The 16,223-nt window shown below is 63.8% G+C and carries 14 protein-coding genes; 12 read left to right on the forward strand and 2 right to left on the reverse strand.

The window, feature by feature from the left end; all coding sequences use genetic code 11:
• Nucleotides 1–139: 139 nt before the first annotated feature.
• The 10 genes from A3E1_RS0116260 (at nt 140) to A3E1_RS40565 (ending at nt 11,701) form a co-directional block, all read left to right on the forward strand.
• Nucleotides 140–1,438 (forward strand): ABC transporter substrate-binding protein, encoded by a 1,299-nt coding sequence (locus A3E1_RS0116260; protein ID WP_020521848.1) that lies wholly within the window; start codon nt 140–142, stop codon nt 1,436–1,438.
• 62 nt (nt 1,439–1,500) lie between these two features.
• The gene (locus A3E1_RS40555) at nt 1,501–2,439 is read left to right on the forward strand and encodes a carbohydrate ABC transporter permease (RefSeq protein WP_020521849.1); all 939 of its coding nucleotides are present in this window, start codon (nt 1,501–1,503) and stop codon (nt 2,437–2,439) included.
• Nucleotides 2,436–3,290, forward strand: a complete 855-nt coding sequence (locus A3E1_RS0116270; RefSeq protein ID WP_020521850.1) for a carbohydrate ABC transporter permease — start codon at nt 2,436–2,438, stop codon at nt 3,288–3,290. Before A3E1_RS40555 ends, A3E1_RS0116270 begins: the two co-directional genes overlap by 4 nt.
• Nucleotides 3,287–4,603, forward strand: a complete 1,317-nt coding sequence (locus tag A3E1_RS0116275; RefSeq protein WP_020521851.1) for a GH1 family beta-glucosidase — start codon at nt 3,287–3,289, stop codon at nt 4,601–4,603. The genes A3E1_RS0116270 and A3E1_RS0116275 overlap by 4 nt, the downstream gene beginning before the upstream one ends.
• 10 nt (nt 4,604–4,613) lie before the next feature.
• The gene (locus A3E1_RS0116280; RefSeq protein ID WP_020521852.1) at nt 4,614–5,630 is read left to right on the forward strand and encodes a LacI family DNA-binding transcriptional regulator; all 1,017 of its coding nucleotides are present in this window, start codon (nt 4,614–4,616) and stop codon (nt 5,628–5,630) included.
• A gap of 48 nt (nt 5,631–5,678) precedes the next feature.
• Nucleotides 5,679–6,353, forward strand: coding sequence for an ACT domain-containing protein (locus A3E1_RS0116285; protein WP_026208499.1), 675 nt, complete (start codon nt 5,679–5,681; stop codon nt 6,351–6,353).
• A gap of 53 nt (nt 6,354–6,406) precedes the next feature.
• Complete coding sequence (locus A3E1_RS40560; protein WP_020521854.1) at nt 6,407–7,798, forward strand: condensation domain-containing protein; 1,392 nt, start codon at nt 6,407–6,409, stop codon at nt 7,796–7,798.
• A gap of 45 nt (nt 7,799–7,843) precedes the next feature.
• Entirely contained in the window at nt 7,844–8,869 is a 1,026-nt protein-coding gene (locus tag A3E1_RS0116295) for a GNAT family N-acetyltransferase (RefSeq protein WP_020521855.1), read from the forward strand.
• Nucleotides 8,870–8,966: 97 nt separating this feature from the next.
• Entirely contained in the window at nt 8,967–10,355 is a 1,389-nt protein-coding gene (locus A3E1_RS0116300; protein WP_026208500.1) for a cellulase family glycosylhydrolase, read from the forward strand.
• 77 nt (nt 10,356–10,432) lie between these two features.
• Nucleotides 10,433–11,701 carry a nitric oxide synthase oxygenase gene (locus tag A3E1_RS40565; RefSeq protein WP_157631558.1) on the forward strand — a complete coding sequence of 423 codons (1,269 nt, stop codon included), beginning with the start codon at nt 10,433–10,435 and terminating at the stop codon, nt 11,699–11,701.
• On the opposite strand, the gene A3E1_RS0116310 is transcribed toward A3E1_RS40565, so the two are convergent.
• Entirely contained in the window at nt 11,684–13,219 is a 1,536-nt protein-coding gene (locus A3E1_RS0116310) for an aldehyde dehydrogenase family protein (protein WP_020521858.1), read from the reverse strand. The two genes, A3E1_RS40565 and A3E1_RS0116310, sit on opposite strands and share 18 nt — an antisense overlap.
• 404 nt (nt 13,220–13,623) lie before the next feature.
• On the opposite strand from A3E1_RS0116310, the gene A3E1_RS0116315 reads away from it, so the two are divergent.
• Together A3E1_RS0116315 and A3E1_RS40570 are read left to right on the forward strand one after the other, a co-directional pair.
• The gene (locus A3E1_RS0116315; RefSeq protein ID WP_020521860.1) at nt 13,624–14,226 is read left to right on the forward strand and encodes a polysaccharide deacetylase family protein; all 603 of its coding nucleotides are present in this window, start codon (nt 13,624–13,626) and stop codon (nt 14,224–14,226) included.
• Nucleotides 14,223–15,068 carry a polysaccharide deacetylase family protein gene (locus A3E1_RS40570; RefSeq protein WP_020521861.1) on the forward strand — a complete coding sequence of 282 codons (846 nt, stop codon included), beginning with the start codon at nt 14,223–14,225 and terminating at the stop codon, nt 15,066–15,068. Before A3E1_RS0116315 ends, A3E1_RS40570 begins: the two co-directional genes overlap by 4 nt.
• 11 nt (nt 15,069–15,079) lie before the next feature.
• Here A3E1_RS40570 and A3E1_RS45675 read toward each other — a convergent pair whose 3' ends face one another.
• Nucleotides 15,080–16,198: an NUDIX domain-containing protein gene (locus tag A3E1_RS45675; protein WP_020521862.1), complete on the reverse strand. Its 1,119-nt coding sequence runs from the start codon at nt 16,196–16,198 to the stop codon at nt 15,080–15,082.
• Nucleotides 16,199–16,223 lie beyond the last annotated feature (25 nt).

Raw genomic sequence — 16,223 nt, forward strand, 5'->3', positions numbered from 1 at the left:
GTCCGGCCGTCTCAAGATAACGGAATGGGATCGCTCCCAACGCTCTATTGACACTTACGTAACCTCCTGGCAATCATGGGAGCGCTCCTACGGGAGCGCTCCCATGATTCGCAAAAATGGTTGCCTGAGAGGGGCCATCATGAGGGTTTTTACGCGCCGCCGCGCCATCGCGGCCGTAGCGCTAGCCGCGGCGACCGCGCTGGGCGCGACCGCGTGCGGATCGGACCCGGCACCGGGTACCGACGAGAAGATCACACTGAACATCGATGTCTTCGGTAACTTCGGTTACGAGGAGCTTTACAAGCAGTACGAGGCCTCCCACCCGAACGTGAAGATCGTGGAGCGGGGCACCGGATCGCAGCTCGACGCGCACAACCAGCAGCTGGCTCAGCGGATGGCAGCCAACGCGGGTGCCGGTGACATCGTCGCCATCGAAGAGGGCACTCTGTTGCAGTACCTCGACAAGGCCAACCTTTTTGTTGACCTCGGTGAGCACGGCGCTAGGGACCTCGCGGGCAACTTCATGCCGTGGAAGTACGAGGCGGCGGTCAAGGGTGGCAAGGTTATCGGCCTTGGCACCGACGTCGGTGGCATGGCCATGTGCTACCGCACCGACCTGTTCGCCAAGGCGGGCCTGCCGACCGACCGCAAGGCCGTTTCGGCTCTGTGGCCGACCTGGGACGCCTACATCGAGACCGGCAAGACGTTCAAGGCGAAGGTTCCCGACGCGGGCTTCCTCGACGCGGTGACCAACACCTACAACACGATCCTGATGCAGAAGGCCGGTCAGGGCGCTGGTTACACGTATTTCGACAAGTCTGACAAGTCCGTGATCGACACGAACCCGGCTGTCAAGGACGCGTGGGAGATCTCCAACAAGATCCTCGACGCTGGACTGTCCGCCAAGCTGGCCGCGTGGTCGAACGAATGGAACGCCGGCTTCAAGCAGGCCAAGTTCGCCACGATCGCTTGCCCCGCCTGGATGACGGGCTACATCACCACGCAGAACGGTCCCGAGGGCTCCGGCAAGTGGGACATCGCTTCGGTTCCCGGCGGTTCGGGTAACTGGGGTGGCTCGTGGCTGGCCGTCCCGAAGACCAGCAAGCACCAGAAGGAAGCCGCCGAGCTGATCAAGTTCCTGACGAACCCGGCCGGTCAGGCTGCCGCCTTCAAGTCCAAGGGCAACCTGCCGTCCTCGCCGCAGGCGCTCAAGGACCCGGCTGTCGCCGCCGCTGTGAACGAGTACTTCAGCAAGGCCCCGACAGGTGAGATCTTCGCCAAGGGTGCCCTTGAGCTCAAGCCCGTTTACCTCGGCTCGAAGAACCAGGCCGTCCGCACCGCGGTTGAGAACGCGCTGCGCACGGTGGAGCAAGGACAGAAGAACTCTGCCGCAGGCTGGGCCGCCGCCGTCGAAGACGGCAAGAAGGCCGGTTCATAACCGTTCGAACTTGAGGTGCACGGCGAAAGCCGTGCACCTCAACCTCTTGTATTGGAGTGGTTATGCGGCGCCTCAGCAGGCTGGATATCAAGTACTCGCCGTATCTCTACATCGCACCGTTTTTCATCGTCTTCGGCATCTTCGGCCTCTGGCCGCTGATCTACACCCTGATCATGTCGATGTATGACTGGGATCTCGGGTCAAAGCTGAACGAGGCGACGTTCGTCGGGTTCGACAACTTCGCGCGCTTCCTGGGCGACGATGATTTCTGGAACGCGGTGCTCAACACCGTCATGATGTTCCTTCTGTCGACGGTGCCGCAGCTGCTGCTGGCGCTGGTGCTGGCCAACGCGCTCAACAAGAAGATCCGTGCCCGCACCTTCTTCCGCATGGGTGTGCTCGTACCCAACATCACCTCGGTCGCCGCGGTGTCCATTGTGTTCACTCAGCTCTACAGCCGGGATTTTGGCCTTATCAACTGGATCCTGGGACTTGTGGGCATCGGTCCCATCGAGTGGCAGGCACAGGCCTGGACGTCATGGATCGCGGTCGCCACGATGGTGGACTGGCGCTGGATCGGCTACAACGCGCTCATCTATCTCGCCGCCATGCAGTCGATTCCCAAGGACGTCTACGAGTCGGCCTCTATCGACGGCGCGTCGCAATCGCGCCAGTTCTGGACGCTGACCGTCCCGATGTTGCGGCCCACCATCATTTTCACCGTCATCATCTCCACGATCGGCGGGCTTCAGCTTTACGGTGAGCCATTGCTGTTCGCCGGCGGGGGAAACCCGTTGCTGGGCGGATCTGACCGCCAATTCCAGACGGTGACGATGTTCCTGATGGAACAGTTCTATATGGACTTTGAGCTTGGCCAAGCCGCTACCGTCGCGTGGCTGCTGTTCCTGCTCATCCTGATCTTCAGCGTTATCAACTTCTTCTTCACCAGCCGTCTGCAAAATGACCGGCCCGCAAAGCGAAAGAAGGTGGCATCGCGATGAAACGCGGTCTCGGTGCGGCGGAGCGCATGTGGAGGGCCAGCCCACTGACCTTCTTCACGCTCATTGGCGGGCTGCTGCTGTCCATTTTCCCGCTGTACTACATGATTGTGGTGGCCACACGGAACAACGATTCCGTGAACAAGATTCCACCGCCGATGATTCCGGGCGGCGAACTGGGGTCCAATGTGGACCGTCTGCTCGCCAATGAGAGCGCCAACTTCATGACGGGCCTTATCAACTCGGCCGTCGTGGCCACGGGCGTCACCATCTCGGTGGTGTTCTTCTCGTCCCTGGCCGGGTTCGCGTTCGCGAAGCTGCGGTTCAAGGGCCGCAACGGATTCATGCTCGCGATCCTCGTGACCATGATGGTTCCGGCTCAGCTGGGTCTCGTGCCGCTCTACCAGATGATGTTCGAGTGGGGCCTGCACAACACCCTGTGGTCGGTCATGCTGCCGTTCCTGGTGAGTGGGTTCGGCGTGTTCATGATGCGCCAATACGCCAGTCAGGCCGTGCCTGACGAACTGATTGAGGCGGCTCGCGTTGACGGGTGCGGAACGTTTCGCATCTACTGGAGCGTGGTGCTTCCCGCCTTGCGGCCAGCGGTGGCGGTGCTCGGCCTATTCACGTTCATGGACCAGTGGAACTCCTTCCTCTGGCCGCAAATCGCTCTGGGTGACCCGGAGAACCCAACCGTTCAGCTCTCGCTTCAGCGGCTCTCGCAGGGTTATTACAACGACTACGCACAGGTTTTCGCCGGCACTACACTCAGCGTGCTGCCGTTGCTAGTGATATTCATACTGTTCGGCCGCCAGATCATCGGCGGAATTATGGAAGGCGCAGTTAAGGCATGACGTTCTTGTGGGGAGCAGCGACAGCGGCGTACCAGATTGAGGGTGCGGCCAATGTTGACGGGCGCACACCCTCTATTTGGGACACCTTTAGCCACACCCCGGGCAAAGTAGTCCGGGGCGAGACCGGCGACGTGGCGTGCGACCACTACCACCGCAGTGCCGACGACGTGCGGCTGATGTCCAAGCTGGGCCTGGGTGCCTATCGTTTCTCGGTGTCGTGGCCACGGGTCCAGCCTGGTGGCTCGGGGCCGGCGAATCAGCGCGGGCTCGACTTCTACAGCCGTCTGGTCGACGATCTGCTCGCCCAGAACATCACGCCTTTCGTGACGCTCTATCACTGGGATCTACCGCAGGAGCTCGAAGACGCCGGGGGCTGGCCCGCGCGGGACACCGCTTTCCGGTTCGCGGAGTACGCGTCGATCGTGCACGACGCACTCGGTGACCGTGTGCAGAACTGGATCACGCTCAACGAACCGTGGTGTTCGGCGTTTTTGGGCTATGGCAGCGGTCAGCACGCCCCGGGCCGCAGCAACGGTGCCGACGCACTGGCCGCCGCGCACCACCTCAACCTGGCGCATGGGCTCGCGGTTCCGCGGCTCAGTGGTTCCGTTGGCATCAGCCTGAACCTGCACGAGTTCCTGCCCGAGTCGCCAAGCGACGCCGACGCGGTGCGCCGCCTCGACGCCGTGGGCAACCGGATCTTCCTGGACCCGCTCCTGCGCGGAAACTATCCGGCCGACCTGCTCGATGACACCAGTGGCGTCACGGACTGGTCTTTCGTGCAAGACGGCGACTTGGCGCTCATCAAGCAGCCCATGAGCTTCCTCGGCATGAACTACTACACGCGGGCGCTCGTGAAGCTCGGTGACAAACCACAAGACGGCGAAGGTTTGCACCACCTGCCGACCTCGTGGCCAGGCAGCGAGCACGTGACGGTCGTCGAGCGCGATCTGCCCCGCACCGACATGGGCTGGGAGATCGATCCGGAGGGCCTGCTCGTTCAGCTGCGCTGGGTCAACGAGAAGTATGGGCCGCTTCCGCTCTACATCACGGAGAACGGCGCCGCCTATCCGGAGGCGGTTGACGACCAGGAGCGGATTGCCTATCTGGATAGCCATCTGAAAGTCTGTGATCAGGCGCGGGCTGAAGGCGTACCCCTAAAGGGTTATTTCCTTTGGTCTTTGATGGACAACTTTGAATGGGCTTGGGGTTACTCAAAGCGCTTTGGAATCGTCCATGTGGACTATGATTCGCAGGCGCGAACGCTGAAGGCAAGCGCACACTGGTACGCGGAGCGGATTCGATCGGCTTGAGGTGAGATAGATGACGACGCAGCGCACGCGATCAGCCGGGCGGCCGACGCTGGATGAGGTCGCAGCGCTTGCCGGAGTGGGACGCGGCACGGTTTCCCGGGTGGTCAATGGTTCGCCACAGGTTAGCCCGGAGGCACGTGCCGCGGTTCAGGACGCCATCAAGGAACTCGGCTATGTGCCCAACCGGGCGGCGAGGGCTCTGGTGACCCAGCGGACCGACTCGGTCGCGCTGGTCGTCTCCGAGTCGCAGGACCGCGTTTTCGCCCAGCCCTACTTCGCCGGGCTCGTGCGCGGAATCAGCTCCGCTCTGGCCGACACTCCGTTGCAGCTATGGCTCGCCATGGCGCAGTCTCCGGCCGAGCAACAGCGGGTCGAGCATCACCTCACCAGTCAGCACGTTGATGGCGTGCTTCTGCTGTCGCTGCACGAATCCGACCAGTTGCCCCGGCTGTTGCGCGAGCGTGGGTTGCCTGCCGTGCTGGGCGGGCGCCCGATCGGCCCCGGGCAAGAGATCTCCTATGTGGACATTGACAATGTCGGTGGCGCGCGGGCGGCGGTCGAGCACCTGATCAATTCGGGCCGCCGCCGGATCGCCACCATCGCCGGTCTCCAGGACATGGGCGTGGGTGTCGACCGGCTTGCCGGCTATCAGCACGCCATCGGATCGGCTCAGCCGCTCGTCGCCTTCGGCGACTGGGGCGAGGCCAGCGGCACCGAAGCCATGCGTGAGCTGATCACGAAGCACCCCGACATCGACGGTGTCTTCGTGGCCTCCGACCTCATGGCGGCCGGGGCGATGCGGGCCCTGCGCGAGCTGGGCCGGCGGGTGCCCCAGGACGTGGCCGTTGTCGGCTTCGAAGACTCACCGATCGCGGGGCAGACCGACCCACCGCTGACGACTGTCTATCAGCCAGTTGAGCAGATGGGCCGCGAGATGGTCCGGCTGCTGCTCGCCCGGATCAAGGGCGAGGATGAGGGCGGGCACGTTCTGCTCGACACCCACCTCGTCAAACGCCAGTCGGGTTGACACTGTCTTGAAATCCGGACGTAACGCCCGGGGGGCATGCTTAGCCGCATGTTGCTAAGGGTTCGGGTCGCATTGCCTGATCGTCCAGGTTCACTGGGCCAGGTCGCCCGCACGCTCGGTGTCGCGGGTGCGGATATCGTCCAGGTCATCGTGCTCGAACGCTTAGGCGGTCGCGCGATTGACGACTTCACCGTCGTGTGGCCAGGCGGCTCCGGTGTGGAGCGGCTTCGCGCGGGTCTGGCTGCCATGCCGGGGGTACGTGTCGACGGCATCTGGCGGGCCATCGGTTCGCCTGTCTCCGGTGGACACGACGCCGAGTTGCTCGCCCAGGTCGCCGCCAAGCCGGCCGACGGACTGTCCACATTGGTCGACGCGGTCCCGGGACTGCTCGCCGCTGACTGGGCCGCTGTCCTTACCGTTCAAGCGGACTGGGCCACCCGCCGGATGCCGCCGGAGGTGCTTTACCGAAGCTGGCGTGCTCCTGCGGAGCTAGACCTTCCGGAGATAACCCCGTTGCGTCCCAGGGCGATGACGGGCCGTGACGAGACGCGCTATGCCCTGGTGCCGTTCGGTTATGACGGTCTCGTGCTCGCGGTTGCCCGCACGGCTGATGACGAGCTGCCCGTTGCGGCTTTCCACGCCACCGAAGTGGACCGTCTGGCACAGATTGTCCGTGCCGCCTCGGTCATGGTTTCGCAGGCCTTCGCTATTGCCACCGAATAGGATCAACATTCTGACGCTTCTATATAGGTAGGCTTCTCGCTACCCTGTGCCCCATGGCGCAACGGATATCGATCCCGTTCGAGGGCAGCGACTCTGGGGTCGAGGAACTTACCTGGGCACAGCGAAACCACTGGCGCAACGTAGAACTCAGCGGCATCACCGAGTCGGCCGGCGGGATGGTGAAGCTAGCCGACGGCATGAAAGTCGACGACATCGCCAAACTGCTGGCCTTCCTCATGAGCCGGCACGGCGCGCTGCGCACCAGGATTACCCCTGACGCGGAGGGGAAACCGCGGCAGGAAGTGTTGCGCTCAGGTGTCATCGACCTCGAAGTGGTTGACGCCGACGACGCGGCGGATCCGGCGGTGATCGCCGAGGCGCTGCGGGTCGTCTACGAGAGCGCCAAGTGGGACTTCGCCGGCGAGTGGCCGGTGCGCTGGGCTGTCGTCCGGCAAAACGGCATGGCCACTCATCTGGTCGCGATGTACAACAACCTTTGCGTTGATGGGTATGGCATCGATGCGATCCGCGCTGATCTGCCCAATATGGACAACGCGACAGGTGCCGCGCTCGCTCCTGTGCCAGGACTATCGCCACTGGAGATCGCCCGCAATCAGCAGGGCCCGTCCGGGCAGCGGCAGAGCCGGGCCTCGTTGCGTTATGTGGAAAGGATTCTGCGCGCGATCCCGCCGAAGCGGTTCGGGGAGTCGCCGGACAAACGGGAGCCGCGTTACTGGGAGTGCAGTTTGCGCTCCACGGCGATGAACATGGCTTTGCATGTGCTGTCGGAACGCACAAATGTCCACTCTGGAGCGATCATGCTGGCCGCCTATGCGGTCGCCCTCGGCAAGATTTCCGGGGACCGCGAGGTCATGGTCCGTACCCTTGTCAGCAACCGGTTCCGGCCGGGGCTGCGTGACTCGGTGAGCAATCTGGCCCAGGGCGGCCTGTGTCTGATCGATGTGGCTGACTGCACGTTCGACGAGGCGATCGCGCGTGCCTTCAAGAGTCAGCTCGCGGCCGGGTTGAACAGCTACTACGACCCGCGCGACGCCTGGGCGCTGATCGACCAGATCGGTGCGGAGAAGGGCGACGAGATCGACCTGCTCGTGCTCTACAACGACCGCCGCCGGGGCCTTGCCGCCGCGACGCCCGAAGGACCGCTGCCCACGCGCGAGCAGGTTGACGCCGCGATGGCCGACAGTGTGTTTCAGTGGACGCGTTCGTGGGACGCCTTCGACACGACCTTCTACCTGACGCTGAATAACGTGCCGGGCACGCTCGAGTGCATCATGCACGCCGACACCCATGCTGTTTCTCCAGAGCAACTCGAGGAAGCCTGCCGGGGGCTGGAGCGCCTGGTGATCGCGGCCGCGTTCGATCCGGCAACACTTACAGGTGTGAATGGCGTGGCGAGGGTCATGGAGCCCGCAAGATCTGTATAACTACTGGTAACGGCTTTGTAACTTGGCGAGAGCAGCCTAAACGACATGACGCTTTGGCGGGTGCGGGCCACCGTTGATGACCGACCAGGCTTTCTGGCAGTGCTGACAGCCAGCCTGGCATTGAAGTCAATCAACATTCTGGCCGTCCAGGTGCACACGACGGAAGCCGGTGCGGTCGATGACTTTCTCCTCGACGCTCCGGATCACCTCACGGAACCCGAGCTGCTGCAAGCGATCGAGAAGGGCCGCGGTCGTGACGCGTGGGTGTCCAAGGCGGACGCTTATGACCTCGTTGACCCTCCCGCGCAGATGGCCGGGCTCGCGGCACGCCTCGCCAGCGACCCGGGGCAACTGGCGAGCGCGCTGAGCACGCTGCTCGGCGGCTGCCTGGTGCGCCGGGAGGACACGGCAACCGTTGCCGGACATGGGCTTTCGGTCATGCGCCTGCCCGACCCGGCCGGTGGCATGCTCGTGCTGACCCGGCTGGCGCCCGTGTTCACCCCGGCCGAATTCGCCCGTGCGCAGGCGCTCGCTGAAGTCGCGCGTGCGGTCGTGACCCGGCAGCTCAGCAACCTCACGCTGCTGTTACCTGAGGGACAGGAGCTGACGGTCCGCGTGGGTTCGGTCGCGGACATCGACGCGCTGACCGAGATGCACGGGCGCTGTGGACAGCGCAGCCTCTTTCGCCGCTATCTCGCCGGAACGCGTGGGCCGACCCAGGAACAGTTGCGCCGTCTCGTCAGCCCCGCGCACGGGACGACCCTGATCGCCGAAGATGGGCAAGGACGAATCGTCGCGCTGGCCAACCTCATCGGCGAGGGACAGCAAGCCGAAGCGGCGATCCTGGTTGAGGACAGCTGGCAGAAGCGGGGCATCGGCACCGCCCTGCTGCGCCGCATGCTGACTCTCGCGACCCCGTATGGCTTTCAGGCTGTCGTCTTGCACACTCAGGCCGACAATGAGCCCATGCTGCGGACCGTCAAGCGCATGCCCCAGGCGGCGAAGTTCGATGTGGACGGTGCCATCGTGTCGGCGACGATGACTGTCGCGATAGGAAGCTTACTCGGTTAAGCACAGCTGTGATACGCTGCGGCGGACACCCATCGGGAGCCGGGTGGCAGTCAAAAGGGCATTAGCCATTTCTGCCTGCTCTCATTGAGGTGACATTGTGAGATTCCGTCTGGCTATCTCCGTAGCTCTCGCAGCGGTAACCAGCCTAATCGTTTCCCTTCTCGTGGCGGTTCAGCCCGCCCAAGCCGCCGTCGGGCTGCGCATCAGCAACGGCCGCTTGGTAGAAGCCAACGGCACGCCGTTCATCATGCGCGGCACGAGCCATGCCCACGTCTGGTATCAGAGCCAGACCAGTTCGTTCGCGAATATCAAGTCGTTGGGCGCCAACACGGTTCGTGTTGTCCTCAGTGGAGGGCGCTGGTCGCCCGCCAACGGGGCCAGCGATGTGGCCAACGTGGTCAGCCTGTGCAAGGCGTCGAAACTCATCTGCGTGCTGGAAAACCACGACACCACCGGTTACGGTGAACAGCAGAACGAGTGGACACTCGACCGCGCGGCCGACTACTGGATCAGCGTCCAAAGTGCCCTGCAAGGGCAAGAGAACTACGTCCTGGTCAACATCGGGAACGAACCGTATGGGAACAACAACATCAGCGGCTGGACCGCGGCGACGACAGCCGCGATCACCAAGCTGCGCAACGCTGGTTTTGACCACACCCTCGTGGTGGACGCCCCAAACTGGGGCCAGGACTGGCAATTCCTGATGCGGGACAACGCTCCCGCGGTCTTCAACAGCGACCCGGACCGCAATCTGCTGTTCTCGATTCACATGTACGGCGTGTTCGACACGGCCGCGGAAATCAACGCCTACCTGGATTCCTTCTCCTCACGCGGGCTGCCGCTCATCATCGGCGAGTTCGGGCACAACCACTCCGACGGCAACCCCGATGAGGACACCATCATGGCGCAGTCCGTCGCGCGCGGCATCGGCTACCTCGGGTGGTCGTGGAGCGGAAACGGTGGTGGCGTTGAATATCTGGACCAGGTGACGAACTTCAACGTCAGCCAGCTGACGACATGGGGCCAGCGGTTGTTCAACGGCGCCAACGGAATTCGCGCGACTTCGGTGCAGGCGACCATCTACGGAAGCTCCACTTCCTCGCCGACACCGTCACCGTCGTCTCCTTCACCGTCGCCGTCGAACAGTTCGTCGCCATCGCCGAGCCCGAGCACGCCGCAACCGGGCAAGTCATGCACGGCGACCTACTCAAAGATCAACCAGTGGCCCGGTGGCTTCCAGGCCGACGTCAAAGTCACGGCCGGCAGTTCCGCGATCAGCGGCTGGCGCGTCACGTGGACGTGGGCTAACGGCCAGACGATCTCCCAGTTCTGGAGCGCCGCTGTGACCACGAGTGGGTCCGCGGTGACCGCGGTCAACATGCCTTACAACGCAAACCTGGGCGCAGGGGCGAGTGCGACCTGGGGCTTCCTCGGTTCATGGAATGGGGTCAATACAAACCCTGCCCTAACCTGCACCGCTAGCTGATCCCGCTCTAAAGGAGGGGTGACTAGACGGACACAGTGTGCGACGGTGAATGAACGGCGTGAACCAGCATCTGTCTCATGACGGTTACCCCTCCGCCAGCAGGCTATCGTGATGCCCCTTTGACACATTGGGCGCCCGATCAGCCGGTCAATGTGGACGAAGCCGAGGAATTTCTGCGCCAGTGTTACGCCGAGGTGCCCAAGTTAGGTGCCGTGGAACCGCGGATCGCGGCTGTCAAAGAACAGATCGCCGCTCTCGGAACCTATACGCACACGAAACCAGAACTGACCCACGGCGCGCGGATGGCCTGGCGCAACGCCAGCCGCTGCATCGGGCGCGTGTATTGGCGTTCTCTTACGGTGCTTGACCGGCGCTCACCTCGTACCCACGAGGAAATTTTTGACGACATGGTGGCCCACTTGAAGATGGCGACCGGTGAGGGTGACAAGCGCGGACATCTGCGTCCGGTTATTAGCGTCTTCGGCCAGGCGATTCCCGGCAGGCCTGTCACGAGACTTTGGAACGACCAGCTGATTCGCTATGCGGGATATGAGGATCGGGGCGACCCGAGGTACCGGCATCTGACAGACGTGGCGACTCAGCTAGGGTGGCAGGGCAAGGGAAGCGCGTTTGATTTGCTGCCGTTGATCCTCCAAACCGGACAGCAGGATCCGGAATTATTTGAGCTGCCGGAGACCGCGGTGCTAGAGGTCCCGCTGACCCATCCAGAGTTCGCTTGGTTCGCCGAACTCGGTCTGCGCTGGCACGCGGTCCCGGCTATTTCCAACATGCGCCTGTCGATAGGTGGAGTGGACTATCCGCTGGCGCCGTTCTCGGGGTGGTTCATGGGCACCGAGATCGGCGCCCGTAATCTCGCCGACAAGGATCGCTATGACCAGATCCCGGTTGTCGCTGCCCGCATGGGACTTGATACCTCGCGGGAAAGCACGCTGTGGAGGGACCGGGCGCTGATCGAGCTGAACCGGGCGGTGCTGCACTCTTTTGAGAAAGCCGGAGTGCGCATGAGTGATCACCACACCGAGTCACGGCTTTTCATGACACACGTTGAGCGGGAAACGAATGCGGGCAGACCCGCTCCGGCTGACTGGACGTGGATCGTGCCACCGCTTTCCGGTGGGCTGACCCCCGTTTTCCATCAGTACTACGAAGAAGCTGACCTGCGCCCAAACTTCTATCTCGACGATTACGCCAACCGCCTGGCCGTGGGGCACGGACCGGTGAACTCGGGTGTGTGCCCGGTGGCACACGTGCACACACCCGTCGTCGCGGCTCAGATCCCGCAGCAAGCGGTTAAGCGCAAATGGTTCTCACGTCGCGGGGTATGAGCTGTAGTCAGGGAAGTTGCCGTAGAGCCGCTCGCCCGGCTCGCCAACGGTCACGGCGTGCACGAGCAGATCGCCACCGACGAAAGCGCCCTTCCAGCTAGCGCCGCGGCCGCCGAACGGCTCCTCACGGTCGCCACGGCTGCGCGGCTTGTTGATGCCAACCTTGAAGGCCTGCAAGTCTTTCGCCAGCTTCGCGGCCAGCTCCTCGTTGTCGCACGCGAGGCTGGCGACGAGGGCGCCATTGCTGGCGTTCATCGCGGCGAGCAACTCGTCTTCGGTGTCCACGACAACGATCGTGTCCACGGGACCGAACGGCTCGGCGTGCATCAGCCTGCTTCGCCCGGGCGGGGCGAGCAGCGCAACCGGTGCTACGTAAGCACTTGTGTCCTGCCCGTCGAGGAAGCGGCCACCTCGGTTCTTTCCGCGGTAGAGCGGGACCGCGCCCGCCTTAACGGCTTCGTCGACCTTGCGGCGCAGTTCATCGGCCTTGGTGGCACTGATCAGTGGGCCAAAGTCCAAGTCGGGCAACGGGTCTCCGTCGTTTTCCACGGCCAGCGGGTGTCCAAACTGGATGCTGCGCACCACCGGCAGATAAACGTTGAGGAACTCATCGACAAGTTCTCTTTGAACCACGAACCGGGGGTACGCGGTGCAGCGCTGCTTGCCGTATTCGAACCCCTTGCGCAGGTGAGCGGCGAGCGTGTCCCACTGCGAGAATTCCCAGATGCCCCAGGCGTTGAGGCCCTCCTGCTCGATGAAGTGACGCTTGTCAGTGTCGAGCAGAGCAGCCGCGACCTTGCCACCGTTGGAGCGTCCGCCCACGAAGGCGACGGCGCCGATTTCCGGAGCCCGCACCAGCACTTCGGACAGTTCTTCGCCGCCACCGGACACGAGTGTGGCAGGCAGTCCCGCGCGATGCATCAGCGCGTGAGCGACGGTCAAACAGACCGCGCCGCCCTGCGACGGCGTCTTGGCGATGACCGCGTTGCCGGCCAGAAGCTGAACCAGCTCGGCGTGCACCAGCACCGACATCGGGTAGTTCCAGCTGGCGATGTTGGACACGGGGCCGGGCAACGGTTCGCGGTCTTGGGTCTGGCGCTCGATCTCGCCGACATACCACCGCACGCCGTCGAGGGCCCGGTCCACGTCAGCGCAAGCGAGCCGCCACGGCTTGCCGATCTCCCACACGAGCAGCATCGCGAGCAGATCGCGGTGCTCGGTGAGCAGGTCGAGGGCGACTTCTACGCGGGCTTTGCGTTCCGCGAGCGGGGTGTGTGCCCACTCAGCGTGCGTGCGGGCCGCGTGGTGGACGGCGGCTTGCGCCTCGGCGGCGTCCAAACGCGACAGCCGCGCGATCGTCGTGCCATCGATCGGGGTCGTCAGCGGCGAGGGGCGGCCCGCGGCCGTCCACTGCCCCTGAATGAGGTTGAGGAGGACGTCGCCATTGAACGCCTCCGGCGCGACCGTGGTCGCACGGTTCAGTGTCGTTTGCCAGTCGGTCCCGGAAGCCAGCTTCATGGGCGTACTTTGCCGACCACAGCTATGGCTGGCAATAGCCGGTCCAGGATGCGGGACCCGTGGCGGCCCGCTGAGCTGCGGTTATCCCATCGATCGTGACGAAGCTCTCTGTCATCGCTGGAGTTTTTGCCCGGGCACGCTATCGTCAGTGTCCGCACGCCTCAACCCCCGGGAGGTCAACCGTGCGCACCAGGCTTTCTGTGATTGTCCTGATAGCTGGCTTGGTCGCTGGTTGCGGGAATACGCCCGCCAAACAAGAGGCATTGCCGTCACCATCTCCGTCTCCCTCGCCTTCTGCGTCCCCCTCGCCTTCTCCGTCGAAGAGCCCACCCAAGCCATCACCGAGCAAGACCTCCTCCGGAGGCGGCTCCGGATCGGCCAAGGGCACGGGTCCCGCTGGCTCGGTGCTCACCACAGGTTCTGACTCCGTCGCGCTCACCTTCGATGACGGGCCGTGGCCAGAGCACACCCCGCAGATGCTTGACCTCCTTAAACAGCACGGAGTTCAGGCGACCTTCTGCGTCATCGGCAAGCACGCCCAGGTCTACCCGGATCTGATCCGGCGCATCCTGGCCGAAGGGCACACGCTGTGTAATCACTCGTGGCGCCACGACTTGGAGCTCGGCACGCGCGGGGAAGCGGCTATCCGTGACGACCTCGCGGCGACCAGCAAGGCGATCCGCGACGCCGCCCCCGATGCGAAGATCTCTTACTTCCGGGCCCCTGGCGGCAACTTCACGCCTGAGATCGTGGCGATCGCCAAGAGTATGGAAATGACGTCGATCTATTGGCATGTCGACACGCGTGACTGGGAAGTCTCGAAATACGGCCACGGTCAGACTATGGTCAACCACATCGTCAGCACGGTTCAGGACAAATGCCGTCGGGGGTCGATCATCTTGGCGCACGATAAGTCCAAACCAGACACGGTCACCGCGTTCAAAACGCTGGTGCCGTGGCTGAAACAGCGCTACAAGCTGATTCCGCTACCCGCCGCGCGTTCGTGAGGCGCGCGTTCGCCGCGCTGGCCGCAGGGCTGGCGCTTGGTGGCTGCGCGGCAACGGGTGCGTCGTCCAGCGCGCTGCCCACATCGGCGCCGTCGTCGCCCGCGGTAGCGCCGCCATCGAACTCACCGAGCTCCGTGCCAGGAAAGCCGACTGCCGGTGACGGTGTCATGTGCACCGGCAGAGCCGAATTTGACCGGCCGATGGCCAGCAGCACCAACTTTCCGGGCACGGTCACGACGACGGGATCAAAGGCCGTCGCGCTCACGTTCGATGACGGGCCCGACCCGGGGACGACACCCAAAGTGCTCGATCTGCTGCGCAACTGCGGCGTGAAGGCCACGTTTTGCGTCAACGGCATCAAGGCGCAGAGCAACCCCACGCTGATCCGGCGGATCGTCCACGAAGGACACACGATGTGCAATCACACGTGGCGCCACATCACCCAGCTCGGCAGCTACGGCAAAGAACTCATCGAGCAGGACCTCGCCGACACCAACAACGCGATCAAGGCGATCGTCCCCGAGGCGAACATCGGCTATTTCCGCGCGCCCGGGGGCCGCTGGACCGAGGACTACATCATCGTCGCCCGCAAACTGGGCATGACCCCGCTGCACTGGGATGTCGACACGAGCGACTGGGACCACTCGCGCTATGGCAAAGGCCAGTCGATGATCAACCACATCGTGCACGAAGTGCAGAATCAGACCAAGCCCGGTTCCGTTGTGCTGGCACACGATTTCAACAAGCCAGATACGGTCGCCGCGTTCACGACGCTCTTGCCGTGGCTCAAAGCCCGCGTCGAGCTGATCAGCCTGCCGCCCGGTGGCATCCCCGCGCCATAACGGGCCGCTGCTTACCAGCGGGCGAGTTGGCTCAGCAGGTCGAATCGCTCGTCTGGGGTCAGGACGCCGTAAGGCAGGCCCGCCCGGCGGTTCGTGTCGGCTTCGACGGCGGCGTGGAACTCCAGCGGCGTGTGGTGGTGCGCAGCCCGCGCGGCAGCGTGGGCGTCAGAGCGGTGATACCGCAAGGCATTCAGTTGCGTGAACGTGATCAGCCCTGGTGACGCTCCATCCGGAAGCCACGACGGGTGTACCGCGCTGAACGCGGGACCGGGCGAGGCGGCTTGCAGCACCTTGGCCAGCGCTGGTACTTGCGTGAACCGCTGCTCGGTGATGTCGTCGTGGATCGCCCAGACGCGGTGCAGGAACGCCTTTCCCAGCTCCGTTGCCGTGACCGTGCCGTCTTCGGCGACCGTGACCGCACCGGTTGACTGGTAGTCCACGAAACCTTGGTGCAGGGCGGCGGGGTCGGCGTAGCGGTTGATGGCGTCGCGTTCGGACGGCGACAGTGGACGGTCCGTCAGGATCATCCGGTAGTCGATCAGTGGGCAAGGCGCCGTCAGGCCGAGTTCAGTGAGCGCTTCGCGGCCGCGTGGCCGGGACTCTTGCATGACGCTCAGGAACAGCCTGTCGATCACCGGAGCGATCGCCGCGGCAAACCTTGCCACGCTCAGGTCAGCCGTTTCTGGCGCTGTTAGCCCCAGTTCCTGAGCTTTGGCGAAGCCGAGTTCGATCAGCTCGCGGATGAGCTGGTCGCCGTAGCGCCCGTCTTGGTCCACCAGAGCCAGCTCAGACACGGCGAGCCAGCGCCATTGCGTGTGCTTGCCAACTTCTAGCCGTGGCGCGTCCAGGTCGCCCTTAACGGACACCAGGTAATCGATCTCGACGCGTTCTTCGCCGTCGTCACCGGTCCACACGATCGGGTCGAGCGATCCGTGAATGGTGTCGATCTCCCAGCCGGTCTCCTCGGCCACCTCACGGCGCATGGCTTCTTCGGAGGTCTCGCCCGGCTCCAAGTGGCCGCCAACAATGTCCCAGCAATTCGGCAGCAGATTGCGCTCAGGGGAGCGGCGCTGGACGAAGATCCTGCCGTGCGGATCGAAGATTAGTGCTCCGGCTACCTGGCGTGACACGAGAGAACACGATACATGTTCGTAT

This window comes from Catelliglobosispora koreensis DSM 44566 (assembly GCF_000379685.1).
GTDB lineage: Bacteria > Actinomycetota > Actinomycetes > Mycobacteriales > Micromonosporaceae > Catelliglobosispora > Catelliglobosispora koreensis.